The organism is Flagellimonas abyssi, from assembly GCF_019457905.1.
Taxonomy (GTDB): Bacteria; Bacteroidota; Bacteroidia; order Flavobacteriales; family Flavobacteriaceae; genus Flagellimonas; species Flagellimonas abyssi.
On sequence record NZ_JAHZSV010000003.1, the window covers coordinates 1 to 23120 of the forward strand.

Below are 23120 nucleotides of genomic sequence, written 5' to 3' on the forward strand. Positions count from 1 at the left end.
GAAGAAAAGGGTATTTTGATGAGAAGAGCAAGAAAAGTAACCGAAGATTGACACTATATCCTAAAAATCTAACCCATATTTTTATACTAATTCCGGCACTTTTGTTTGCTGTAGGCTGTTTTGCCCAAGAAAAAACTTCCTTTTCGGGAAAAATCAAGGATATAACGGGTCTTTCATTGGTAGGAGCAAATATCGTCCTCTATCCCGCCAATAAGAACATTCCCCCCTCTTTTGCTGTCTCTGGCAAGAATGGGGAATTCAAAGTGGGTATTTCAAGGAATGAACAGTACACCTTGAACATCACCTTTATAGGTTTTGAACCCGTGAAAGAGAGCATCGTTTTTACGGAGATGGCCACCACAAAGGATTATGTGCTCCAGGAAGCCCTGAACGAGCTTGAAGAGGTGGTGATCAATTATACCCCACCGATACAAATCAAGAAAGATACGACCACTTACCAAGTGGACGCCTTTGTCAACGGTAAGGAAAGGAAGCTCGGGGCCGTTCTCAAAAAACTTCCCGGGGTCTCCGTGAACCGGGACGGAGAGGTCTTTTTTAAGAACAAGAAAGTGGAAGCGGTCCTGGTGGAGAACAAGACATTTTTTACGGGGCAGCCCAAAATGGCCACAAAAAACATTCCGGCCGATGTGGTCAGTGAGGTCCAAATGATAGAGGATTACAATGAAACCCCTTTTTTAAAGGAGTTTGAAAACTCGGACAACCTTGTCATGAACATCAAGCTAAAAGAAGGGAAGAAAAACTTCCTTTTTGGCGATATAGAATCCGGTTTGGGGCATAAGGACAGGTACCGGTTTCATCCTAGCGTCTTTAAATATTCCCCGACCACCGTACATAACTTTATTGGCGATATAAACAATACCCCGTCCAGGTCCTTTACCCTGTCCGATTATATTTCCATGGAGGGGGACAAAGATGTTCATGGCATCATGGATGCTTATAATTCACCCATTGGCAAATTTTTACAGAACACGGATTACTACAAAAACAACCACTATTTTGGAGGATATAATTTTCAGTATAACCCGAACGAAGCTCATGAACTGAGAGTTTTTGCCCTGGGTATGTTGGATAGATCATCCAATCAGGATGTCTATAGTTATACGTATCAGCCCTCTCAGGCGACAGAGCTCAGAACGAACGATTTGACGAACAATAATAACGTTTTTTATGGAAAGGTGAAGTACAAATACACCCCGGACCTGTACACCGTTATTAAGCTGGACATTGCCCTGCACAGGTCGGATTTGGGGCGTGACGGCTCGAACATTTCCGAAAACAATGGCGGCCAACGGGACTATACCGCATTAAACAATCATCTTGGAGAGCGATTTTCCATGAATGCGATGATGGACAAATGGTTCTCGGGAAGCAACGTATCCACAGCTAGGTTAAGTTTTTCAAACAATAACGAGTCCTATGTCAACTCTTGGAACAGTCCTTTTAATATTTTTTCATCCTCCATCCCCTTATCTGAGTCAGATACTTATTGGGTAAAAGATTTAGGCGAACGAAAATATTCGAATCTCGACCTGGATCTAAAGCATCATTATCGACCCTTCAGGACAAATATGATCAGTTTGGGATTCAATGCCAAAATACAAAAGAGCAGTTTGGAGGGCTATGCCATTCAAGACATGGACCAAATTCAGCCAATGGCCCTTGATGGATTTGCAAATGATTTCAGCAGTCTTTTGACCGAGATAAATACCTCATTGACTCACAAATGGTATATAAGCAAGCCCTTCATCATTGATTTTGGAGTGGTGTTCCAGAATATTTCCTGGAAAGACCAGAATTTCCTTGTGGATAATATGTATGCTGACAACAATATCCTTCCAGTGGCCAAAATGGAATGGAACTTTGATGAAAAAAAGAGTCTCGAACTCTCCTACAACAGGTCCGTGACCAATCCCCAGCCCGAGTCCAGACTCTCCGGACGCACCATTTCAGATTTTAACCGAATATTGGAAGGAAATCCCCTTTTGGAGCAGCCTAACACGGAGAGAGCTTTGTTATCGCTTTCGATGTTAAAAACGTATGGCTTTAGTCTGTACACAAAGCTGGGGTATAGAAAACATACCAGGTCTATTGTACAGAACATTGTATCCAATGGTATCGACGGAGAGGTCTCGCCCTACCAACTGGACCATGACCTGGATTCCTATGATGTATCCTTACGGGTGAAGTACAATCGAAAATATTGGAGGGCTTCTTTGGAAAACACCTACTTTTTCAGGAACAGTATCTCAGTTTTCAACGGGGAAGAACGGTTTAATAATTCGGTGAACGTGAACAACGACCTGAGGTTCAGCACAACTTTTGAAGAATCGCCAAATGTGGAACTCGATATCAACAACTCTTTTTACAGATATTCCAATCCCTTCTTTGTGAACAGAACCATTACCACGGATATTGATCTTTCCGGAATGTATGATTATAGGGATTGGAAATTCGAGGTATCCTTTTTTCAAAATTTTTATAGCAATAGGAGCCAGTCAAACAGTTCATATTTTAATCTGATTGGGGCCAAAGTGTTCTATCACAAAGAAGATTCCCCATTTGAATTAGGGCTTGAAGTCTATAATCTGGGTAATAATGTCAGTCAAATCTCAAACCAATACAATTCGATGTATTTTATGGAGCATCGCAGACGTGTTTTTCCAAGGACACTTATGGTCAACTTAAATTATAAACTGTAGCTATCTATAGCCTTTTATAAAATTTCAATATCCTTTGGCACTTGAACATGTTTGCGGGTATCTTCTTTGGTCAAGATTTTAAAATCCTCTGCTTTTTCCATCGATTCGAAAGAATTCAAAAATTCATCGGGCAGGCCAGTAAGTTTTCTGCTCTTTAAGTCGATCCAAGCGCCCATCATCTCGCAACGGGCAAAATTTTTACCGTTCTGATCATAAAAGTTGTGCCTAAACTCAAAGAACTTCCCATCCTTGCTCATCCCAACAAATTCCAATGATACTCTTACGGGCATACCCGGAAAAGCCTCTTTAAAATAATATACGTGCTCATAAAACACAACCGGGCCAATATTATGGGCGCCCATACTTTTTTGGTTAAAGCCGAGCAATCCCAAATAAGCCATTCGGGTATGGCTCATAAAATTGATATAGGCCGAATTCGCCAAGTGTCGATTAGCGTCCGTATCGCTCCATCTGATCTCAAATTCTTTAAAAAACATAGCGGGTTATTTTGTTATGCATGCATAATAATTGTAAAAATACCATAGTTTTGGAAACTGATTCAAAATTGAAAGAAGAATTGTTCCTATTTTTAATCATAGTTAAAACAAAAGAACCATGAGCCAAAAAGCTGAATTCATCAAAAATCTATCGCTTCCTGTTATTGCTGCCCCAATGTTCCTGATTTCCGGACCAAAATTGGTGGTGGAATGTTGCAAAAATGGGATTGTGGGTACTTTCCCCGCCCTAAATCAACGGACAAGCGAAGGTTTTGAGGAATGGCTCGTCCAAATAAAATCGGAGTTGAAGGCCTTTGAAGAGGAAACCGGTAAAAAAGCGGCCCCGTTTGGTGTAAATCTAGTTGTCCATCCCACAAACCCAAGGCTCGAGGCCGATGTAAAACTATGCATCAAACATCAGGTTCCATTGGTTATTACCTCCCTCGGCGCCGTAAGTCAGGTGGTAGATGCCATCCACAGTTATGGTGGTTTGGTCTTTCATGATATCATTAAAAAGCGACATGCGGAAAAAGCAGCCGAAGCCGGAGTGGACGGTCTCATTTTAGTCTCTGCCGGAGCGGGCGGACACGGAGGCACCATAAACCCAATGAGTTTGATTGCCGAAGTCAAGAAATTCTTTGACAAGACCATCATCCTTTCGGGATGCATCAGTACGGGAAGGGATGTAGCTTCTGCATTGCAAATGGGGGCCGACCTTGCCTATATGGGCACCCGTTTTATCAATACCGAAGAAAGTAAAGCCACGGAAGAATACCGAAAAATGATCATTGATGCCGGCGCCAGTGATGTGGTCTACACTGCGGCCATTTCCGGAGTGCACGCCAATTTTTTGGCCGCAAGCTTGCAGGCGGCCGGAATTACCGAAGAGGATTTGAAAAAAGACACAAAAATCGATTTTGGAAAGGAACTCGACACCGAGGCCAAAGCATGGAAAACCATTTGGTCGGCCGGACAAGGTGTAACTACCATTGATAACGTATTACAGGTATCCGAACTTGTCGGAAATTTGAAAAAAGATTTCAAAATGGCCATTGAATCGCAGGCACAGCTCTTAAAAATATATCCAAAGTAATAATCAATGCCCCAACTTACTTCCAATTATGTACCCCCGTTTCTTTTTAGAAACGGTCATTTTGCCACCATCTATTCGGGTATTATCCGTTCGGTGAACGGTGTTGTTCAAAAAAGGGAGCGTATCATTCTTTCAGATGGCGATTTTTTGGATCTGGACTGGAGCGATTCACCCACAATCACCCAAAAATTAGTGATTTTGCTCCATGGCCTTGAAGGAGATGCCCAACGCCCCTACATTACAGGAAGTGCCAAAATACTGAATCAAAATGGATATGATACCTGTGCCGTGAATTATCGCAGCTGTAGCGGAGAACCCAACAAAATGTACCGTTCCTACCATTCAGGCGCCACGGAAGATTTAAGGGACGTAATCGACCATACCCTGAACACTAAAAACTACACGGAAATTTATTTGAAAGGCTTCAGTTTAGGGGGTAATCTATTGCTCAAATATTTAGGCGAAGGCAACGATATTCCAAAGCAATTGAAGGGCGCTGTGGCTGTTTCCGTTCCTTGCAATCTTCATGATTCCTGCAAGCAATTGCTAAGTCCAAAAAATATATTGTACGCCATCAGGTTCAAAGGAAACCTATTGACCAAACTTCGTCAAAAACAACAGTTGTTTCCTGAAAAGATTACCGATTCCGACATCAAAAAAATTAAGACCTTAAAAGATTTTGACGATATCTACACTAGTCGCGCCCATGGTTTTAGAGATGCCATTGACTATTATCAAAAATCCAGTTCTCTCCAATTTTTACCTGCGATTCTAGTTCCAAGTCTAATCATCAATGCAAAGAACGATTCGTTTTTGGGCAAGGAGTGCTTCCCCTTCAAGGAAACGGAAAAAAACCCTTCACTCTATTTGGAAACCCCAACATTTGGTGGTCATGTAGGTTTTTGGGGCAAAAAAAACATTACTTACACAGAAAAAAGAGCGTTGGATTTTTTCGATTCCCTATAATTCAAACGTTTTCAGAAGCGGTGTTGTGATGATCGACACAAAAACACCAAGATTATTAATGGCTAATTACTATCTTAGTGCCTTAGATTACACAAACAAACTTCAATAGAATCAGAATGAAAAAAATTGTAATGTTCTTGGCATTAGGAGCCATGATAGCGAGCTGCGGAGGTAAAAAAGAAGAGAAAAAAGATGGTTTTGAAGTAAGCCGCACCAAAACTGAAGATACCAAAGCCCAATCTAAAGAAGGTGTACCCGTTGATTTGGATAACAAAGGTGTAGGCCCTATAACCGACCTAGATTTCCCTGAAGAGATAAATGAAGAAATGGCCGCTAGGGGCAAAGCAAAATTTGACGCCATTTGTGTGGCTTGTCATATGATAGACCAACGAATGATCGGCCCAGCTTTAAAAGGTGTCTATGACAGAAGAAGTCCAGAATGGGTAATGAACATGATTCTAAACCCTGACGGAATGTTGAAGGAAGACCCTATTGCAAAAGCTTTGTTGAAAGAGTATAACAACGCTATTATGCTTAATCAAAATCTTACTGAAGATGAGGCAAGGGGCGTTGCCGAGTACTTGAGAACACTGTAACAAACCAACTCTTTTATATGTAAGAGCTGCTGCTTTTTAGAAAAACAGCAGCTTTTTTTTATTACCTTGATACAAACTTTAGGTGATGAAAAAGATATTCCTTTTAGTATTAGGTTTGTTAACCGGTCCCATTCTGCTTTCACAAAATCTACATGGCGCATGGACTTTTACAGAAACCTCCGATGATGGTGAAGAAGTTGAACACATTCTTATTTTAACCGGTGATTTTTTTTCAGAGGCCTTTTATGAGAAAACCTATGGAAAATTCTTGGGAACAAAAGGCGGAAGCTACACGCTAACAGATGAAAGCATCGAATTCACTTACGAATTTTCTACTCAAGATTCAGGAATCGTCGGAAAAACTGATCCTAAACCCTATAAATTGGTCGAGAATGGTCTTCAATTGAACGGAACAACTTGGACCCGTGTTGATGATGGAACTCCAGGAGAACTTTTTGGCGCATGGTTGATATCCGGTAGAAAACGGGATGGCGAAATCGTGAAAAGAGATACTTCCGGGCCACGAAAGACCATGAAAATTTTGTCCGGGACCCGATTTCAATGGATAGCCTACAATACCGAAACCAAAGAGTTTATGGGAACCGGAGGAGGCACATATACTACCATTGGCGGAAAATACACTGAAAACATCGGTTTCTTTTCCAGGGACGATTCCAGGGTGGGGGCCAGTTTAGAATTCAATTATGATTTAAAAGAGGGAGATTGGCATCATTCTGGTTTAAGCAGCAAAGGAGACCCTATTTATGAAGTGTGGAGCAAACGAAAGTTATAAGGGAGATTTAATCCGCCCATAACCATCGTAAAATCAAACAATGGGGATTTTTTAGTATTTTTCTGAAACATTAACCATTAATTTCTGTCAAAATGAAAACTACCATTATCCTATTTTTTTCTGCTGTTTTGTTGGCAGAATCCTGCGGTGAAGCTAAGTCTAGTGCGGAAGCGCTTTATGGTCCTACTTGGGAACTTGAATATATTTCCGGGCCACGTATTGCTTTTGAAGGGCTTTTCCCAGAAAAAAAACCACAGATCACTTTTGATAAAGAATCGGGCAAAGTATCGGGCACCGATAGCTGTAATGGTTACTCTGCAGATTATGAGCTGGCCGAAAACACCATAGTTTTTGGAGACCCGGGCCCAACCACTATGATGTTCTGCGGAGGTAGCGAACGACAATTTCTGGAAATGATGAAAAAAATAGATGGTTATTCCTTTGAGGACGGCAAACTTAATCTACTGGTTGGCGAAGTTCCGATGATGCAATTTAAAAAAGTTGGGGAATGAAAAGAGCTCTATTCCTAGTCGGTATTTTCCTCATCTTTTCAAATTGTGCCGAGAAAAAGAAACAAGAACCGACCGAAGCATCCGAAGAAATCACTTTGGACACTCTTAAAGTAGAAGAAGAGCGAACTATGGAACCCTTGGCCGTGCAACCGGACGGCAGTTACTTCAAGGCTACTGGGACCGAACCTTTCTGGGGAATCAAGATTTACAAAAACAAGATTGAGCTTCAGACCATGGAGGATACTATTGTTACTCCTCCTTCCGAAGCCATCAAAGCCCAAGATGCCAATATTAAGATGTTCCGTATCAAAACCGAGGCCACCGAAATGGATGTGATCATCTCACATAAAGAATGTACCAATGCCATGTCGGGCGAAGTATTTCCATATACCGTAACCGTTTCCTATAAAAATACGGGAGGTGGGGATAGCCGGGTTTTGGAAGGGTGTGGTTCGTATATCACGGATTACAGACTCCATGATATCTGGGTGTTGGAAAAAATGAAAGGAGCTTCAGTCTCAAAAGATGACTTTAATAGCGGTGACGTTCCCAATATGGAGGTAAACATCAATGACAATAGGTTCTCTGGTTTTTCAGGATGCAATCGAATGACGGGCAGCTTGTTTTATGAAAATGACGTGCTCCGATTTACACAGGTAGCCTCAACCCGAATGGCTTGTCCCGGCATGGAAAAAGAATCCGAATTCCTTATGGCCTTGCAATCGGCCACTTCCTATAAAATTGAAAACAACAGATTATACCTGTCCAATGGCTCCAATGAGAATATATTGGTGTTTAAAAAAATAGATTGATCATGAAAAAAATAATAGTTGCATTACTATTGATCACAGCTTTTGTAAGCTGCAAGCCCAAGGAAAAAAAAGAGGAAGATAAGACCAGTGAAGAAACTAAAGAAGAAGTCGTTGAAGTAGCCTCACCTCCAAGCCTGCAAGTCGGTTGCTATTCTTATGATGAAAACGGTAGCAAAGTTGTCTTGGAAATCACCGAAATCAATGACTCCATCATGGGCAACCTCAATTATGCTTTCAAAGAAAAGGATGCAAACACAGGGACTTTTTCAGGTGTTTTAAAAGATAGTGTACTTATCGGAAGCTACTCCTTTATGTCGGAGGGAATGGAAAGTTCCCGTGAAGTCGCTTTTTTGGTTAAAGAAAATCAACTTATCGAAGGATTTGGGGAACTGGATGAAACGGGCACAGGCTTCAAAGACAAGGATAACATAAGCTTTAGTTCTTCCATGCCTTTGACTAAAACTGAATGCAGTCAGTAGAGATTCGGAAAAAACATCATATTTTGGATGCTAACATTTAAAACTATGGAGGCAAGAGCAACATTTGCACTGGTTTTTCTATTCATCCTTGGCAGCAAGGCCCAAACCGCATCCGATTTAACCATTGTGTTTAAAGGACAGGCCAAGGTAAATGCGCTTAAAAGCGATAGAAACGCTATAAAATCATTTTTCGGGAACAACCTTGGACGAAAAATCGAATCCGAGGAAAATGCGGATCTTGTACATTTTGATGGCGGTGGTTTTGTGAAATTTGCATACCACCCCAAAACAGAGGTGCTTGATTCTACCCAATTCCATAAATCCATACAATTGGCCCTCTTGGTGCCTGCTTCTGAATACCAGAGCATTATAGGAACCATCAAAGATTACGGAGCCGCACCCCTGTTTCCCAATATTGAAAAATATAAAGACCATTCCAAGTACTACTATTTTCATGCTCCTGGAGGCCAGGTGTTTCGTATCGTGAACTCGGTAAACACCTTCCCAAAAAGTGGAGAAGGCTATGTTTACGATGCCGAGAAAGCATCTAAATATGGTGCTGATGATTATGGTATGAAAAAATACATTTTTGCCTTCTTAAAACGGGGACCCAATCGTGATCTTCCAAAAGAAGAAGCTGCCCAATTACAAAATGCCCATTTGCAAAACATTATGCGGCTGGCAGAAGAAGGAAAATTGATTCTCGCCGGTCCTTTTTTTGGGAACGATGACCTACGTGGCATCTATATTTTTGATGTGGAAACGTTGGAAGAGGCCAAATCCCTTACCGAAACCGACCCAGCCATTAAAGCGGGAAGTCTGGTGATGGAACTCAAAGAATGGTACGGGTCTGCAGCACTGATGGAGGTCGCAAAAATTGGAATGACCTTACAAAAGAAATCAATCACCGATTAAAGGTCCAAAATGAAGAAACAGCTCTATTTTTTAATCCTATTTATTTTCATGATCAATCCTAATATTGAAGCGCAAGAATCCATGCTGCCATATAGAGAAATACCTGAATACCCATCTGATTTTGGCCCAGGAAACCTAATCTCAAGAATGATAGATGGATTGGGCTATCGATTTTACTGGGCAACCGAAGGTTTGACGGATGACGACCTTACCTACAGGGCATCAGAAAATGGACGATCCATTTTTGAAACGGTGGAACACATCAATGTAATGTCCAATAATATCCTATTGGCCCCGGATGCAAAACCTTTTGAAAAACCCAAAAACACACCCCAATTATCTTTTGAAGAATTGCGCACATTGACACTCAAAAACCTCAAAGCAGCTAGCAAAAAAGTTTTGGGCGCAACGGCAGAGGATATAGAAAACTACAAGGTAATTTTTAAGCAAGGTGACAAAACATCCGAATTTCCATATTGGAATATGATCAATGGAATGCTATCGGATTGCATATACCATACAGGTCAAATTGTGATGTTGCGTCGTGCCAGTGGCAACCCTCAAAATCCAAATGTAAACGTGTTCCTTGGAAAAACTCGTGAGTAAACCCTAATTATCAACTACGACTTTATAAGTTGGATCTTCCAAAACGTTGACTTCGATAATATCGTCGGCATTGGCCAACAATCGCCTGCAGTCCCTGCTCAAATGCTTCAGGTGTACTTTTTTGCCCACTTTTCGGTAACGCTCCGTGATTTTGTTCACGGCTTCAATGGCAGACATATCCACCAATCTACTTTCTTTAAAGTCGATGACCACCTCATCGGGGTCGTTCAGTACATCAAACTTTTCGGCAAACAATGTGGTACTTCCAAAGAATAAAGGGCCATAGATCTCGTAGTGCTTCACCCCTTCATCATCAATGCTTTTTCTGGCACGGATGCGTTTGGCGTTGTCCCACGCAAATACCAAAGCGGAAATAATCACTCCCACCAACACGGCCAATGCCAAATTATGAAGGAAAACCGTCACCAAGGTCACCAAAACCATTACCAGAACATCGGATTTTGGCATTCTGCGGAACGTCTTCAAACTAGCCCATTCGAAAGTTCCCAATGCCACCATGATCATTAATCCTGTTAATGCGGCCATCGGCACTTTTTCAATTAAGCTGGAACCGAACATAATGAATACCAGCAACATTAAAGCGGCAAAAATTCCAGACAGTCGAGCACGTGCACCATTCGAGGTATTGATCAAACTTTGACCGATCATGGCACATCCGCCCATCCCTGAAAAAAGACCGGAAAGAATGTTGGCCGTGCCCTGTGCTACGGCTTCTTTATTACCACGACCTCGGGTTTCGGTAATTTCATCCACAATGTTCAGGGTCAACAAACTCTCAATAAGGCCCACTCCCGCCATAATTGCGGCGAAGGGAAATATGATCTGTAAGGTTTCCAAAGTAAAGGGAAGATCGGGAATATGAAAAGGAGGAAATGTTCCTTGGATGGAAGCAATATCCCCAATAGTGCGTGTATCCAATCCAAAGAAAAATACAATACCGAAAACCAAAAGAATTGCGGCCAATGATGCTGGGACAACTTTGGTTAGTTTGGGAAGTCCCCAAATCACCAACATGGTCAACAGTACCAACCCCAAGAAAATGTAGAGCGTGCTTCCACTCAGCCATTCGCCATCCACGGTTTGGAACTGGCTCATCTGCGACATAAATATGATAACGGCCAATCCGTTCACGAACCCAAAAATAACAGGATGGGGCACCAAACGCATTAATTTACCAAGGCGTAGCACACCTGCCAACATCTGTAGTATCCCTGCAAGAATTACGGTGGCAAAAACGTATTCCACCCCATATTGCTGTGCCAAGGTAACGATTACGACGGCCACAGCGCCTGTAGCTCCAGAGATCATTCCTGGCCTACCTCCCAAAATCGAGGTGACCAATCCCATAACAAAGGCAGCGTACAAACCCGTTAAAGGTGAAAGGCCCGCAATGAAGGCGAATGCGATGGCTTCGGGAACCAAAGCAAGCGCAACGGTCAAGCCCGATAAAATTTCTGTGCGGTAATTTACTTTTTGGGAAAAATCAAAAAGGTTGAGATACTTTTTCATGGCTTCTTTCTTGAAGCGCGCAAAAGTAGCATTATTAAATGCAAGACCCTAATCGCACGGAAATTTTTAAGGATTTGATAATCTAGCAGTTAGTAAGTCCCAATATCTTTTCTCCGAGCGGATTTAATTTGGCGGTATTGTATCGGATTTGTTTCGACAATGTTTCTCTCTGACCTTCTTGCATGAAAAAATCGCCCTGTGCATGTTTGCCCAAGGCGATTCTTAACTAAATAACCAACCAAAAAAACTTTTTGTACAGTCGAACAAAGGTGTTCTTCCTTACATATCTCGTTGACGGACAACGTCCATTACAGGATTGTTGGTTTTTGAACGTTTTTTACCTGTTCCGTCGCTTGATTTCAAATATTGAATGTATCCTCTTCCTGTAAATTCATACACCGTTCCGCTGGATACATGGTACAACTCTATGGTACTATCATTGATAACGTACAACTCAAAATAATCATTGCCCAAGAAGTCATAATCCAGTGTTAAAGTTTTGAGGGATGCGTCATTGGCGACATCATATACTTCATAATCGCCTTCATAATCCCATTGTAGGTTGGACAATGGTATGCCCTGAGCATCTACCGATGATCTAAAATATCCATTCCCATCATCAAAAAACTGCAAGTAATTTTCCTCATCAAATTCATTTAGGGCCCCTAATTCACTGGTATAGGTTTTCTCCCAAACTTGATATTCCTGCAAGAAAAGGTGTATGTTATCGTAAAAGACCATATCGTAGTCAAAATTGCTTCTTTGATAGCCTTCCAAAATATAGGAAGTATCTGAACGGGGGTCGTAAATTTCCAATGTATTATAATCCAAAGCAATAACTTCCAATAACCAAAGACCATCTACATCGTGGTCTATTTCCACCTGACCGCTGTAGGTGGCGTAAGCGCCCACGTCAATACCCAATCCGTTGCCTGTTTTTCCCAGACCGGAAAGGTTGTTGTTGGCATACACGATTCCCCTATCAAAAGAAATAGTAAAGGCACGTTGCAAAAATGGAACCTCTCCGCTTCCACGGGTTTCGTTGATATCCACATACCAAAGGTCGTGAGATTCCAAAACCAAGGCGGTATTGATTGGTGGTTCCGTAATCAAATCATCTTCCACAATAACCTCGGTGTAGCAAGAACTGGCCAAAAGACCCATGAACAAAATTCCAAAGAGTAGTTTTCTATTTTTCATAATCGAGGTTTTAAAGTTCTCTTTACGTAGACCAAGCACTATGCCAAATTTGTTAAACATCTGATAATCAGAAATTAATAAGCTGATGTATTTATTTTTTAGCTTTACACCCTAATTTTGGACGAATGAAAGACAAGCTTACGTTTGGAGTATTTGGTGGAGGAAGTTGGGGAACGGCCATTGTAAAGATGTTGACCGAAAATTTGGAGCAGGTCAATTGGTATATGCGGAGCGATTCTGCGATTCGACATATTAAAAAAGAATGGCACAATCCCAACTATTTGAGTTCCGTAGAGTTTGATGTGGACCAGCTGAAGATGAGCTTTGACATCAATGAGGTTGTGGAAGCATCCGACGTGCTCATTTTTGCCATTCCGTCGGCTTTTTTGGAGAGGGAACTTCAGAATTTGACGGTTTCCTTGAAGGATAAAATCATTTTTTCTGCGATTAAGGGGATAGTTCCGGAAACGGGGCGGATTGTGGGAGAACATTTTAACGAGAAATACGATATCCCTTTTGAGAATATTGGTGTGATCACAGGACCATGCCATGCCGAAGAGGTGGCACTGGAGCGACTTTCTTACCTTACCATTGCCTGTGCGGATGCCGACAAGGCGAAAATGGTGGCCAAACACCTAAAGAGCGATTATATCCGTACCAAAATATCGGATGATATAATCGGCACCGAATATGCAGCCATGTTGAAGAACATTTATGCCATTGCTGCGGGGATTGCCCATGGACTCGGCTACGGGGATAACTTCCAAAGTGTGCTGATGAGCAACGCCATACGTGAAATGAAACGGTTTATTGATCGTGTGTATAAAATGAAGCGAAACATCAACGCCTCTGCATATTTGGGCGATTTATTGGTAACGGGCTATTCGGTTTTTAGTCGCAACCGGATGTTCGGGAATATGATCGGCAAAGGCTACACCGTAAAAAGCGCCATGTTGGAAATGAACATGGTGGCCGAAGGCTATTATGCGACCCAAAGTGCCCACGACCTTATGGAAAAACTGCAAAAAAAGTCCAAAACACCCATCATAAATGCGGTGTACCAAATACTTTATAAAAACAAAGACCCGAAAAAGATTTTTGAGAAACTGACGGAGAAGTTGGATTGATTTCGCATTCAGAGCTTTAAAAGATTGAAACTGTAGCTTATAAATGGTAGGATAAAAGTCGTTTTCTCATCAAAATACTTTGTGTTTCGAGATATGTATATACCCAACATTATTTTAGACCTGTCTTTTCCATAACCAACGAAAATTTTGTTTGCGCTGAAATTATAATTTTCCAAAGAGGAATTTGAACCTACAATCTCTCCTTCTTCATTTAAAATTGATTCTGTTCTTACATACTCACTATTTCGGTTGAGCAAGCTAAGGCCGGCACCGACCAATAATTCGCCTTTTTGGAATACTTGAAAGTGATAGTTCAAGTTAAAATGATAGCCGAACATCAGCCCACGCTCTGTTTCTGAAGCTGTATTATCGATACGAGTTGTTATAAGGTCATAACGAAAAGAGGTTTTGAATCCTGCACTAAAATTTTGAGTAAAATAATAATCGAACCCTAAATTAAGTGCAGGGCCGGAATTTTGTAAATCGGGATTAATAAAGTTTTTGGCCTGGGCCTGATCTCCTGATTTGTAAATGGGGGTAATTCTATATTCAGCACCAAGGTTTAAAAAGAAATTTTTCGCTCTTGAGTTATCTTGGGCTGCAAGATATAGTGGCAGTAAAAATAGGAATAGAAGTATGCGCATTTTCATTTTAAAAATGATTTATCTAATACGAAGGACTAAAATGATATTCTATAACAGAATTTTTAATAACATTCCCAAAACCATTTAAAACGAAAAAATTGTCATATTCAAAAACATTACTGGCCTGTACCTGTGCTGAAATGTATTTTTGATTGTAGGATCTATAACTAATCACAGCACTAGTTCCATCCGGACGATTAAAATAAACGGATTTCAACGGTGCAGGAAACCCGTCATATTCATAAATTATATATGATATGAATGTACTTGAGGATTCACTTTTATTTATAATATGTTTATTAATGGTCTTAAAAACCCCATTATTTACATCACTATTAGAAAATTTACTTAATTTATATTCAGGGTTATTTCGAATTTGAGCCCCATCTATTGTCACCCTATCCCCCCAGTAATATCCCAGGGGATAAAAAAAATACATATTATCAGACATGGCATACCCATAAATATGCACATCTGCTTTTTCCAACCATGATTCCTTTTTATCCTTAATCTTTATTTTTTCAATTTGCAAATCTTTGGGTATATGACTTCCACTACCAGAAGATCTACCGCCTGAAGAACTCCCTTCTCCCCCTTCAAACCCTTCTTCAGCGATAGGGTCTGGCAACATATATTCTTGATCTTCTGGAGATATTCCGAGCACATAAACATCATTTTCTAAAGCTTCTGGTTTAGGGTTAGGGCCAAAAACATCCTCTTCCAACAACTTCCGATATTTTAATTCCAACTGTCCAGCAGCATCCAGTTTGTATCCCTGCACGATTTCTTTCTCTTTATCTGGGTCGTAACTATTAATCAGAAAGAAAGGTTCGCTTTCCCTTTACCCTTTAATGTTTCACCCAGTAAATCCTTAAAATATGAAGCTCCCATATGACCCTTTTTGCTCGACTTAGTAATTTCCTGTTCATCAAAATCTGGGTTGGATTGAAGTACTTCTTCCATTAAAAAAGTAAGGTGATAATTCTTATAGGCTAATTTTTTCTTTAACTCCGCTTTTTCAATACCCACTTTATCAAAGAGCAAAGAAGTAAGTTGACTTTCCTCAAAAGACATGTTTTGTTCTTCTTCATTTTCACATGAACTCAATAGTATTGCCAAAACTAAAATTACAGTTGGAAAAAAGGCATTTCGATGTACTAAGGGTTTTATTTTATAGAATTGCATTAAGTAGGTCTTTTTAAGTTAATAGAGTCAAGATTGGTCTCAAGCTATGTAAAAATTATCTTTCAAAACTCTCTAAATCAATGGATGCCCCTTTTGGGTTGACGGATGGTAGTTTTGAATTGACGGATGGGTAATTCTCAGATTTTTTCAAAAGAAAAATCGTGTCGAGAACTGGAAATCAACAAAATCCCATGGATTTCCCTCGAATTGATAGATTTTGGTAAAGAAAAATATAGATGAGAGGTTGGATTAACCCCACTCCAGGGAAAAATCGGAATGTTCCTTTAACTCCGTGTCCAACTCTTGGGAAAAGACCTCCATTTCTTGCGTGGAGTAATTGTACGCCTTCTGGAACTCCTCAAAAACAGCAGCTTTATATTTTCGGACACTTTCGATATCAAAATAAAGTCGACCCGTTCTTCTTATAAAAAAGTCCAATGGGTTCAACGCCATTTCGTGGGCAATGGTAAATTGAACCTCTGCCCTGATCATTCTTTCTTTGGGTTTGTCGCCTTTTATGTTGGCATACAGGTCCAAAATGGATTCGGTCTGCTTGCCGTAGGTGGTCACCAAATACCATGCATCGTACTTCGCAAAACCATCGGCTTGCAGTTGTTCTTCTATCTGGGCAATATATTTTTTAACGTGTTTGAACTTTTTAAAATCGTTTCCACAAAGTGGAATCTTGTCCGTGGTGCAAGCCTTCAGTTCCACATCATGGTCTTCCTCCATTTTTTTGGCGATTCGGTTCACCGTTCGCTCCGCCATTTTTCGGTATCCCGTCAGCTTTCCTCCCGCTATGCTGACCAATCCCGTATCGGAAGTGAAAATTTCATCCTTTCTTGACAATTCGGAGGCTGATTTGCCTTCCTCGTGGATCAAAGGTCGCAGTCCGGCCCAAGAAGAAATGATGTCGTCCAACTCCAAATCAATATCGGGGAACATATTGTTGACCGCCGAAATCAGGTAGATAGCATCTGCAAGTTCCGTGGTCACATGATCCTTGTCCGAATTATAGTTAGTGTCGGTAGTACCAATGTAGGTTACTTTACCACGCGGAATGGCGAACATCATCCTGCCGTCGGGAATATCAAAATAAACGGATTGCTTCACGGGGAGTTTTTCCTTTGGAAACACCAAGTGTACACCCTTGGTCAGGTGCAACCGCTTGCCTTTTTTGGATTGATTGACACTTCTAAGCTCATCCACCCAAGGTCCTGCGGCATTGATCACATATTTTGATGACACACGGTATTCATCTCCAAAAACCTCGTCCGAAAACTTGACCCCTGCTACTTTTTCATCCCCATAAACAAAATCCGTCACCCTGGTGTAATTGAATATCTCAGTACCAAATTGAAGGCTGGTCTTTAGGTTTTCCAAGGTCAATCGGGCATCATCTGTTCGGTACTCGGCATAATAGCCTGCACCGTTCAGTATCTTTTTGGGCAAAAGGGGCTCCAACTTCATAGCTTCCTTTTTCTCCAGCATCTGTCGTTTATCATCCCCTGAAACTTGTGCCAAAATATCATAGACCTTCAAGCCGATAGATGTCAGCCATTTTCCATAGGAACCCCCCTCGATAAGTGGAAGCAACATTTTTTCGGGAAGCACTAGATGCGGGGCTAATTTATGCACGATGGCTCTTTCCGAACCCACTTCTTTCACCAGCCAAAAGTCGAACTGCTTTAAGTAACGTAGTCCGCCATGAATCAACTTGGTGGATTTACTGCTGGTACCCGATGCGAAATCACCCTTTTCGAGCAACAACACCTTCATTCCGCGAGAAGATGCATCCAAGGCAATGCCTGCGCCTGTGATTCCCCCACCAATTACCACCAGGTCATAGGTAGAGTTGGCCGCTTTTTGCAGTTTGTCCTTTCTGTCGATATTGGAAAAAGCAATGTTCTCGCCCATGTTTCTATTTGTTGAATTCGTACTCTCGTTCCACCCTGCAAATCCTGACCTTGTACCAGGTATACCATGTTTTTATCCCGTTTTTCTGGGCCTGTCTATGGTCCATATTGGCTTTCCAATCGGCAATGGCCTCCAGACTTTCCCAATAACTAACGGTAATGCCCAAGCCGTCCCGGGCACTTTCCATTTCTAAAAAACCAGTTTGTTTTTTGGCCAAGCTTTCCATTTCTTCGGCCATTTCAGCATATCCTTGGTCGCCATCTGTTCGGAGACTGGTAAAAATTACAGCATAATATGGCTTTTTCAGTTCCATTTAGGTGATGTATTCTTTTTCCATAAAGTAATTGACCAAGGCCTCCTTCATTAAAACGGATTGTTCACCGGCTTTTAATGGCGGTAATTGTTCCTTGATGGTATAGTGCGGCCATCCGTCTTCATCGAAAAAATCAAAATCGTAGTAACCATATGGTTCCAGTAATCGACATATGGCAATATGCATCAAGTTGACCTTCTCGTCCTTTTTAAATTTACGATGAAAATTGCCCAATTCCTGAACACCCACCAAATAAACTATTCCGTCCAGTTCCAACGGGTCGCCATCGGAAAATTGGGCGGACAGTTTCTTTACCAAAAATTCCCATCGTTCCTTTAATTGCTCGTCTCTTGACATGTGTTTTACTATGAGTACCAAAGGTACAAATCAATATTCTATATTTGTTAAAACCCTTGTATGAGCTTTTTGGATATTATTATCGGTATTCTTTTGGTCTGGGGCCTTTACAAAGGCTTAAAAAATGGCCTTTTTGTGGAATTGGCCTCTTTGATTGCCTTGATTGCCGGAATATACGGCGCCATACATTTTTCGTACATCACGGGGGATTACCTTGCCGAACAGTTTGATTGGAGCGACCAATATCTGAAAATTGCCGCTTTTCTGATCACCTTTTTTGCCATCATCATTGTAGTGAACTTGGCCGGAAAATTCCTGACCAAGATTGCCGATTTTGCCATGCTCGGACTTTTGAACAAAATTGCTGGGGGTATTTTTGGTGCGCTAAAGGTCGCCGTAATTTTGGGGGCATTCCTTATTTTCTTCGAAAAGCTTGCCTCTCCCTTGGGACTGATCAACGAGGAAACCAAAGAACAATCCGTTTTTTACAATCCTATCAAGGAAATCGGAAATTTAGTATTCTCCTATGTTTTGGATGATGGGGAAGCTACTCCCTCTCCGGAGGTTGAGACCACGCACGAAATCATATAAACAGTTCATTTTTCCCGATAAAACGATTCCTCGCTTCATTTAAAAACGATGTAAGGTACAGCTTGCTGTATTTCAACCTGATAAATTGCCCTGACATGGAATTTTTATGGAAAAGGGAAACATCTCCGTTAGCTTAGCAACGAGAACATTAGGGAACTTAGAACACTCCCGGAGAAACACCCCGAAAATGAAAAAAGTATATGGCATTCTATTGGTCATAGTGCTGGCTATTGCATTAAGTTACTGCAGTACATCCACTGTACAGCAAGAAGAGCAGGACTACACCGAGGCAACCCTTGGCAACGAAAAAATTACAGTAGACCCCGTTAAAATGGAGGAAGACCTATTAAATCTGGTGAATCTTCACCGTGAATCTATTGGGTTGGCCATTTTAAGCAAAAGTGACCCCGCCTACAAATATGCCGAAGAGCATAACGACTACATGATTTCAAAAAATACACTTAGCCACGATAATTTTCAATCCCGGGCAGAAAAGATTGCCGAGGAAACCAATGCAATCAGTGTATCGGAAAATGTGGCCAGATACTATGTTTCAGCAGAAAAAACTTTGGAAGGCTGGCTTAATAGCTCTTCACACAAAGAAGCTATGGAAGGAGATTTTTCTCATACCACCTTGAGCGTTCAATTGGATAAGCAAGGTAGACCCTATTATACGCAGATATTCATAAAAGTGAAATAATCAACCCATTATATTTTGGAAAAAGGGCCGGCTACCAAGCTGGCCTTTTTTATTAATCGCTATGTTGGCAGCAAGGTTTTTTTTACCTTTCGTAAAATCTTTGAACATGGCAATACAGGAACCTTTCAATCTAAATAAATGGATTGAGAAAAACCGAGATACCCTAAAACCTCCGGTAGGCAATAAAAATTTATACAAAGAGTCTGGGGATTATATAGTAATGATCGTAGCCGGCCCTAACGCCAGAAAGGACTATCATTACAACGAGACCGAGGAGCTTTTCTATCAACTAGAAGGAAATATTGAAGTCCATATTCAAGAAGATGGGCAAAAAAAGACCATGAAACTAGGACCTGGGGATATGTACCTTCATCCCGCCAAGGTTCCCCACTCGCCCGCCAGACAAAAAGGCTCCATTGGGTTGGTAATCGAGCGAAAACGAGCCCATCTTGATGCCGAAGATGGTCTATTGTGGTTTTGCGACAACTGCAACCATAAATTATACGAGGTCTATTTTAAACTAAACGATATAGAAAAAGACTTCTTGGGTCATTTTAAACACTTTTACGGTTCGGAAGAATTACGAACTTGTGATAATTGTGGTACAGTTATGCCTGTGGATGAACGTTTTGTTGCCAAGGAAGAATGATACTCATTGTAGCAAAGACCATCATCGGGATTGTAGCATTGTTGCATATCTACTTTTTGTGGCTAGAGATGTTTGCTTGGACCACAAGAGCAAAAAAAGTTTTCCGCTCATTACCTGATCATTTGTTTGAGCCAACTAAAACATTGGCCGCAAACCAAGGACTGTATAATGGATTCTTGGCTGCTGGGCTAATTTGGTCTTTGATAATTCAAAATACCGATTGGCAAATCTATGTGGGATTATTTTTTTTGGGCTGTGTTGCTATTGCAGGTATGTATGGAGCAGCTACCGCATCAAAGAAAATATTCACGGTACAGGCACTACCTGCACTTGTTGGCATAGCTCTTTTGTTGGCTCATCTATTCCTGTAAACCGTTCATTCTCTAAGAGATTATTTGTATAATTGTAAAAATATAACAATACACTCTTAAAAAGTTATAAATGTCAAGAACAGCAACTGCTTTTGGAATAGAAGAAGCCCTAAAAGAATTGGGTCTGAACGAAATAAACAATGGTACTTCCACAGGAAAAGATTGGTTTTCCAATGGGGACATCATAGAATCGTATTCTCCGGTTGATGGAGCCCTTATCGGGAAAGTAAAGTCAACAACCCGGGAAGATTACGAAAAGGTAATTACCTCCGCCCAAACAGGTTTTAAAAAATGGCGTACCATGCCAGCTCCGCAAAGAGGGGAAGTGGTTCGAAAGTTTAATGATGAACTGCGTAGGTTGAAGGAGCCTCTTGGTAAATTGGTGTCTTATGAAATGGGCAAAAGTTATCAAGAAGGACTGGGAGAGGTACAGGAAATGATTGACATTTGTGATTTCGCCGTAGGCCTATCCCGACAATTGCACGGATTGACCATGCACAGTGAACGCCCCGGTCACCGCATGTACGAGCAGTATCATCCGTTAGGAGTGGTCGGTATTATTTCCGCATTTAACTTCCCGGTAGCTGTTTGGTCTTGGAACACGGCTTTGGCCTGGGTCTGTGGAGATGCCTGCATCTGGAAAGGTTCCGAAAAAACACCAATGACCTCGGTTGCCTGCCAAAATATTGCTGCACGCGTATTTTCTGAAAATGGAGTACCGGAAGGTATTTCTTGTTTGATTACCGGCGATTATAAAGTTGGCGAATACATGACCAAAGATGAACGAATCCCCTTGATTTCTGCAACAGGGTCTACCAGAATGGGGAAAATAGTGGCCAAAACTGTGGGGGAAAGACTAGGAAAGTCATTGTTGGAGCTCGGCGGGAACAATGCCATCATCGTAACACCCGATGCCAATATAAAAAACACAGTAATCGGTGCCGTTTTCGGTGCAGTGGGTACTTGCGGACAGCGCTGTACCTCTACTCGTAGGTTGATTGTGCACGAAGACGTATATGACAAGGTCAAGAATGCCATTGTGGACGCGTACAAGCAAATCCGTATTGGTAATCCTCTCGACGAAAACAACCATGTTGGGCCATTGATCGATAAAGATGCCGTAAAAAATTATTTGAACGCCCTAGAAAAAGTAAAGACCGAAGGAGGTAACATCTTGGTTGAAGGAGGAGTTCTGGAAGGTGAAGGTTATGAAAGTGGTTGTTATGTGAAACCCGCCATCGCTGAAGCTGAAAATCATTTTGAGATTGTCCAGCACGAGACTTTTGGCCCTGTCCTATACATTTTAAAATACAGTGGTGATTTGGAAAATGCATTGGATATGCAAAATGGGGTAAGACAAGGTCTATCATCGGCCATAATGACGAACAACTTAAGGGAGGCCGAACGATTCCTATCCGTTGAAGGTTCGGATTGTGGAATTGCCAATGTGAATATAGGTACTTCCGGAGCTGAAATTGGTGGTGCCTTTGGTGGTGAAAAAGAAACTGGTGGTGGTAGAGAAAGTGGTTCCGACGCATGGAAAGTGTATATGCGAAGACAAACAAACACAATCAACTACACTACCGAGCTACCGCTCGCACAGGGTATTAAGTTTGATCTATAAAAAAGAAAAGCCGCCCATTTGGACACAGTGCCAAATGGGCAGTCTTTAAAACCAACTTAACTAACTCAAACTTAACTTTAAAACCCTATTTCAGTGCCGGATCATTGTCGGGAGAAACAGGGTTCTTCACTTAATGTTGAATTCCAAATTTCAAAATATTTAATGGAGAAATTAAGAGGTATGTTACAATTGGTTCTGAAAAGTGTATAGTTGGTGTATTTTGTTTTATCCTTTGTTTTTTGATTTTTCCTACAAAATCAGATTGTTTTTACAAATAGTGTGGTTTTCGAGCGTTTTATTTAATTTTTTAAGATTTTTTTGGTACTTTAAATAAGAACTACGCACAGTTGATTCAACGACTATGGATTTGTTAAGTTCTACTATATGGTATTGGGTAATTTTGGCCGTTACAGGGATAGTTTCGGGTGTCTTGGGATATGTTTTTGGAAAATCAGACACTTCTTCCTCTTCAGATAAATCTATTGAACTGAATATACTGGAAATTGAAAATGCCAAATTAAAATCGGACCTTGATACTTGCAGAAAACGTTTGGATTCCAATCATACCAAAAGCTTTAAGTTTGATTCTAAAATAAAGTTTTCAAAAAACGAAGATTTCATTTTTCACGTAAACGAAGCCAAAGCCATTTATGGAAAGAGTATCAAGGAAAATGATCTAAAGCTTATCGAGGGAATCGGGCCCAAAATCGAAGAACTCTTCCACAATTTTAACATCAAAACATGGAAAAGCCTATCAGAAACCCCGGTTGATAAATGCCAAGAAGTGCTTGACTCAGGTGGAAGCCGATACCGCATACACGACCCGGCCTCTTGGCCCATGCAAGCAAAAATGGCCTACGAAGGCCATTGGGAACAACTATTCGATTGGCAAGAAAAGCATAAGGCAGGAAAATATTGATGAA

Annotated in this window: 26 protein-coding genes; 17 read left to right on the forward strand and 9 right to left on the reverse strand. The window is 41.1% G+C overall.

Annotation, left to right across the window (positions count from 1 at the left end):
* Nucleotides 1-2720: carboxypeptidase-like regulatory domain-containing protein (locus K1F36_RS02660; protein ID WP_220112436.1), on the forward strand; the 2720-nt coding region annotated here is incomplete at its 5' end.
* Nucleotides 2721-2734: 14 nt separating this feature from the next.
* Here K1F36_RS02660 and K1F36_RS02665 read toward each other — a convergent pair.
* Complete coding sequence (locus K1F36_RS02665; protein WP_220112437.1) at nucleotides 2735-3217, reverse strand: acyl-CoA thioesterase; 483 nt, start codon at nucleotides 3215-3217, stop codon at nucleotides 2735-2737.
* Between the two features lie 118 nt (nucleotides 3218-3335).
* Between K1F36_RS02665 and K1F36_RS02670 the strand changes: the two genes are divergently transcribed.
* From K1F36_RS02670 to K1F36_RS02710, 9 genes are all read left to right on the forward strand, one after another.
* Nucleotides 3336-4310 carry an NAD(P)H-dependent flavin oxidoreductase gene (locus tag K1F36_RS02670; RefSeq protein WP_220112438.1) on the forward strand — a complete coding sequence of 325 codons (975 nt, stop codon included), beginning with the start codon at nucleotides 3336-3338 and terminating at the stop codon, nucleotides 4308-4310.
* A 6-nt stretch (nucleotides 4311-4316) separates the two neighbouring features.
* The gene (locus K1F36_RS02675; protein ID WP_220112439.1) at nucleotides 4317-5276 is read left to right on the forward strand and encodes a YheT family hydrolase; all 960 of its coding nucleotides are present in this window, start codon (nucleotides 4317-4319) and stop codon (nucleotides 5274-5276) included.
* Nucleotides 5277-5392: 116 nt separating this feature from the next.
* The gene (locus K1F36_RS02680; RefSeq protein WP_220112440.1) at nucleotides 5393-5872 is read left to right on the forward strand and encodes a c-type cytochrome; all 480 of its coding nucleotides are present in this window, start codon (nucleotides 5393-5395) and stop codon (nucleotides 5870-5872) included.
* A gap of 85 nt (nucleotides 5873-5957) precedes the next feature.
* The gene (locus tag K1F36_RS02685; protein WP_220112441.1) at nucleotides 5958-6665 is read left to right on the forward strand and encodes a membrane or secreted protein; all 708 of its coding nucleotides are present in this window, start codon (nucleotides 5958-5960) and stop codon (nucleotides 6663-6665) included.
* Between the two features lie 92 nt (nucleotides 6666-6757).
* Nucleotides 6758-7177 carry an META domain-containing protein gene (locus K1F36_RS02690; protein WP_220112442.1) on the forward strand — a complete coding sequence of 140 codons (420 nt, stop codon included), beginning with the start codon at nucleotides 6758-6760 and terminating at the stop codon, nucleotides 7175-7177.
* The gene (locus K1F36_RS02695; protein WP_220112443.1) at nucleotides 7174-7989 is read left to right on the forward strand and encodes an META domain-containing protein; all 816 of its coding nucleotides are present in this window, start codon (nucleotides 7174-7176) and stop codon (nucleotides 7987-7989) included. Before K1F36_RS02690 ends, K1F36_RS02695 begins: the two co-directional genes overlap by 4 nt.
* A 2-nt stretch (nucleotides 7990-7991) precedes the next feature.
* Nucleotides 7992-8468: a hypothetical protein gene (locus K1F36_RS02700; RefSeq protein ID WP_220112444.1), complete on the forward strand. Its 477-nt coding sequence runs from the start codon at nucleotides 7992-7994 to the stop codon at nucleotides 8466-8468.
* Nucleotides 8469-8513: 45 nt separating this feature from the next.
* Nucleotides 8514-9383 carry a YciI family protein gene (locus K1F36_RS20060; protein ID WP_258538917.1) on the forward strand — a complete coding sequence of 290 codons (870 nt, stop codon included), beginning with the start codon at nucleotides 8514-8516 and terminating at the stop codon, nucleotides 9381-9383.
* Nucleotides 9384-9392: 9 nt separating this feature from the next.
* A complete protein-coding gene (locus K1F36_RS02710; protein WP_220112445.1) occupies nucleotides 9393-9989 on the forward strand; it encodes a DinB family protein in 597 nt (198 codons plus the stop codon).
* A gap of 3 nt (nucleotides 9990-9992) precedes the next feature.
* On the opposite strand, the gene K1F36_RS02715 is transcribed toward K1F36_RS02710, so the two are convergent.
* Nucleotides 9993-11519 (reverse strand): SulP family inorganic anion transporter, encoded by a 1527-nt coding sequence (locus tag K1F36_RS02715; protein WP_220112446.1) that lies wholly within the window; start codon nucleotides 11517-11519, stop codon nucleotides 9993-9995.
* A 279-nt stretch (nucleotides 11520-11798) separates the two neighbouring features.
* Complete coding sequence (locus K1F36_RS02720; protein WP_220112447.1) at nucleotides 11799-12719, reverse strand: nicotinic acid mononucleotide adenyltransferase; 921 nt, start codon at nucleotides 12717-12719, stop codon at nucleotides 11799-11801.
* A gap of 125 nt (nucleotides 12720-12844) precedes the next feature.
* Here K1F36_RS02720 and K1F36_RS02725 point away from each other — a divergent pair, with 125 nt between their 5' ends.
* On the forward strand, nucleotides 12845-13846 hold the full coding sequence (locus K1F36_RS02725) for an NAD(P)H-dependent glycerol-3-phosphate dehydrogenase (RefSeq protein ID WP_220112448.1): 1002 nt from the start codon (nucleotides 12845-12847) through the stop codon (nucleotides 13844-13846).
* Between the two features lie 8 nt (nucleotides 13847-13854).
* Here K1F36_RS02725 and K1F36_RS02730 read toward each other — a convergent pair whose 3' ends face one another.
* The 6 genes from K1F36_RS02730 to K1F36_RS02755 all read right to left on the reverse strand — a co-directional run bounded on the left by K1F36_RS02730 (nucleotide 13855) and on the right by K1F36_RS02755 (nucleotide 18262).
* Nucleotides 13855-14496 carry a hypothetical protein gene (locus tag K1F36_RS02730; RefSeq protein WP_220112449.1) on the reverse strand — a complete coding sequence of 214 codons (642 nt, stop codon included), beginning with the start codon at nucleotides 14494-14496 and terminating at the stop codon, nucleotides 13855-13857.
* Between the two features lie 16 nt (nucleotides 14497-14512).
* Nucleotides 14513-15271, reverse strand: coding sequence for a hypothetical protein (locus K1F36_RS02735; protein WP_220112450.1), 759 nt, complete (start codon nucleotides 15269-15271; stop codon nucleotides 14513-14515).
* A 35-nt stretch (nucleotides 15272-15306) separates the two neighbouring features.
* Nucleotides 15307-15675, reverse strand: a complete 369-nt coding sequence (locus K1F36_RS02740; protein ID WP_220112451.1) for a hypothetical protein — start codon at nucleotides 15673-15675, stop codon at nucleotides 15307-15309.
* A 249-nt stretch (nucleotides 15676-15924) separates the two neighbouring features.
* Nucleotides 15925-17592: a glycerol-3-phosphate dehydrogenase/oxidase gene (locus K1F36_RS02745; RefSeq protein WP_220112452.1), complete on the reverse strand. Its 1668-nt coding sequence runs from the start codon at nucleotides 17590-17592 to the stop codon at nucleotides 15925-15927.
* A gap of 4 nt (nucleotides 17593-17596) precedes the next feature.
* A complete protein-coding gene (locus tag K1F36_RS02750) occupies nucleotides 17597-17905 on the reverse strand; it encodes an antibiotic biosynthesis monooxygenase family protein (protein ID WP_220112453.1) in 309 nt (102 codons plus the stop codon).
* Nucleotides 17906-18262 carry a hypothetical protein gene (locus K1F36_RS02755; RefSeq protein ID WP_220112454.1) on the reverse strand — a complete coding sequence of 119 codons (357 nt, stop codon included), beginning with the start codon at nucleotides 18260-18262 and terminating at the stop codon, nucleotides 17906-17908. It abuts the gene before it with no gap.
* Nucleotides 18263-18322: 60 nt separating this feature from the next.
* On the opposite strand from K1F36_RS02755, the gene K1F36_RS02760 reads away from it, so the two are divergent.
* The 6 genes from K1F36_RS02760 to K1F36_RS02785 all read left to right on the forward strand — a co-directional run bounded on the left by K1F36_RS02760 (nucleotide 18323) and on the right by K1F36_RS02785 (nucleotide 23116).
* Entirely contained in the window at nucleotides 18323-18853 is a 531-nt protein-coding gene (locus K1F36_RS02760; RefSeq protein ID WP_220112455.1) for a CvpA family protein, read from the forward strand.
* Between the two features lie 187 nt (nucleotides 18854-19040).
* Complete coding sequence (locus tag K1F36_RS02765; protein ID WP_220112456.1) at nucleotides 19041-19553, forward strand: CAP domain-containing protein; 513 nt, start codon at nucleotides 19041-19043, stop codon at nucleotides 19551-19553.
* Between the two features lie 106 nt (nucleotides 19554-19659).
* The gene (locus K1F36_RS02770) at nucleotides 19660-20202 is read left to right on the forward strand and encodes a 3-hydroxyanthranilate 3,4-dioxygenase (protein WP_220112457.1); all 543 of its coding nucleotides are present in this window, start codon (nucleotides 19660-19662) and stop codon (nucleotides 20200-20202) included.
* Complete coding sequence (locus K1F36_RS02775; RefSeq protein ID WP_220112458.1) at nucleotides 20199-20573, forward strand: DUF1304 domain-containing protein; 375 nt, start codon at nucleotides 20199-20201, stop codon at nucleotides 20571-20573. Before K1F36_RS02770 ends, K1F36_RS02775 begins: the two co-directional genes overlap by 4 nt.
* A gap of 70 nt (nucleotides 20574-20643) precedes the next feature.
* Nucleotides 20644-22197, forward strand: a complete 1554-nt coding sequence (amaB, locus tag K1F36_RS02780) for an L-piperidine-6-carboxylate dehydrogenase (RefSeq protein WP_220112459.1) — start codon at nucleotides 20644-20646, stop codon at nucleotides 22195-22197.
* Nucleotides 22198-22558: 361 nt separating this feature from the next.
* Nucleotides 22559-23116, forward strand: coding sequence for a hypothetical protein (locus tag K1F36_RS02785; protein ID WP_220112460.1), 558 nt, complete (start codon nucleotides 22559-22561; stop codon nucleotides 23114-23116).
* The last annotated feature ends 4 nt before the right edge of the window (nucleotides 23117-23120 follow it).

What these genes read in the sequence shown, in the direction of transcription:
- K1F36_RS02665 (WP_220112437.1), bottom strand. Translation starts at nt 3,217, where the DNA reads ATGTTTTTTAAAGAATTTGAGATCAGATGGAGCGATACGGACGCTAAT.
- K1F36_RS02670 (WP_220112438.1), top strand. Translation starts at nt 3,336, where the DNA reads ATGAGCCAAAAAGCTGAATTCATCAAAAATCTATCGCTTCCTGTTATT.
- K1F36_RS02675 (WP_220112439.1), top strand. Translation starts at nt 4,317, where the DNA reads ATGCCCCAACTTACTTCCAATTATGTACCCCCGTTTCTTTTTAGAAAC.
- K1F36_RS02680 (WP_220112440.1), top strand. Translation starts at nt 5,393, where the DNA reads ATGAAAAAAATTGTAATGTTCTTGGCATTAGGAGCCATGATAGCGAGC.
- K1F36_RS02685 (WP_220112441.1), top strand. Translation starts at nt 5,958, where the DNA reads ATGAAAAAGATATTCCTTTTAGTATTAGGTTTGTTAACCGGTCCCATT.
- K1F36_RS02690 (WP_220112442.1), top strand. Translation starts at nt 6,758, where the DNA reads ATGAAAACTACCATTATCCTATTTTTTTCTGCTGTTTTGTTGGCAGAA.
- K1F36_RS02695 (WP_220112443.1), top strand. Translation starts at nt 7,174, where the DNA reads ATGAAAAGAGCTCTATTCCTAGTCGGTATTTTCCTCATCTTTTCAAAT.
- K1F36_RS02700 (WP_220112444.1), top strand. Translation starts at nt 7,992, where the DNA reads ATGAAAAAAATAATAGTTGCATTACTATTGATCACAGCTTTTGTAAGC.
- K1F36_RS20060 (WP_258538917.1), top strand. Translation starts at nt 8,514, where the DNA reads ATGGAGGCAAGAGCAACATTTGCACTGGTTTTTCTATTCATCCTTGGC.
- K1F36_RS02710 (WP_220112445.1), top strand. Translation starts at nt 9,393, where the DNA reads ATGAAGAAACAGCTCTATTTTTTAATCCTATTTATTTTCATGATCAAT.
- K1F36_RS02715 (WP_220112446.1), bottom strand. Translation starts at nt 11,519, where the DNA reads ATGAAAAAGTATCTCAACCTTTTTGATTTTTCCCAAAAAGTAAATTAC.
- K1F36_RS02720 (WP_220112447.1), bottom strand. Translation starts at nt 12,719, where the DNA reads ATGAAAAATAGAAAACTACTCTTTGGAATTTTGTTCATGGGTCTTTTG.
- K1F36_RS02725 (WP_220112448.1), top strand. Translation starts at nt 12,845, where the DNA reads ATGAAAGACAAGCTTACGTTTGGAGTATTTGGTGGAGGAAGTTGGGGA.
- K1F36_RS02730 (WP_220112449.1), bottom strand. Translation starts at nt 14,496, where the DNA reads ATGAAAATGCGCATACTTCTATTCCTATTTTTACTGCCACTATATCTT.
- K1F36_RS02740 (WP_220112451.1), bottom strand. Translation starts at nt 15,675, where the DNA reads ATGCAATTCTATAAAATAAAACCCTTAGTACATCGAAATGCCTTTTTT.
- K1F36_RS02745 (WP_220112452.1), bottom strand. Translation starts at nt 17,592, where the DNA reads ATGGGCGAGAACATTGCTTTTTCCAATATCGACAGAAAGGACAAACTG.
- K1F36_RS02750 (WP_220112453.1), bottom strand. Translation starts at nt 17,905, where the DNA reads ATGGAACTGAAAAAGCCATATTATGCTGTAATTTTTACCAGTCTCCGA.
- K1F36_RS02755 (WP_220112454.1), bottom strand. Translation starts at nt 18,262, where the DNA reads ATGTCAAGAGACGAGCAATTAAAGGAACGATGGGAATTTTTGGTAAAG.
- K1F36_RS02760 (WP_220112455.1), top strand. Translation starts at nt 18,323, where the DNA reads ATGAGCTTTTTGGATATTATTATCGGTATTCTTTTGGTCTGGGGCCTT.
- K1F36_RS02765 (WP_220112456.1), top strand. Translation starts at nt 19,041, where the DNA reads ATGAAAAAAGTATATGGCATTCTATTGGTCATAGTGCTGGCTATTGCA.
- K1F36_RS02770 (WP_220112457.1), top strand. Translation starts at nt 19,660, where the DNA reads ATGGCAATACAGGAACCTTTCAATCTAAATAAATGGATTGAGAAAAAC.
- K1F36_RS02775 (WP_220112458.1), top strand. Translation starts at nt 20,199, where the DNA reads ATGATACTCATTGTAGCAAAGACCATCATCGGGATTGTAGCATTGTTG.
- amaB (WP_220112459.1), top strand. Translation starts at nt 20,644, where the DNA reads ATGTCAAGAACAGCAACTGCTTTTGGAATAGAAGAAGCCCTAAAAGAA.
- K1F36_RS02785 (WP_220112460.1), top strand. Translation starts at nt 22,559, where the DNA reads ATGGATTTGTTAAGTTCTACTATATGGTATTGGGTAATTTTGGCCGTT.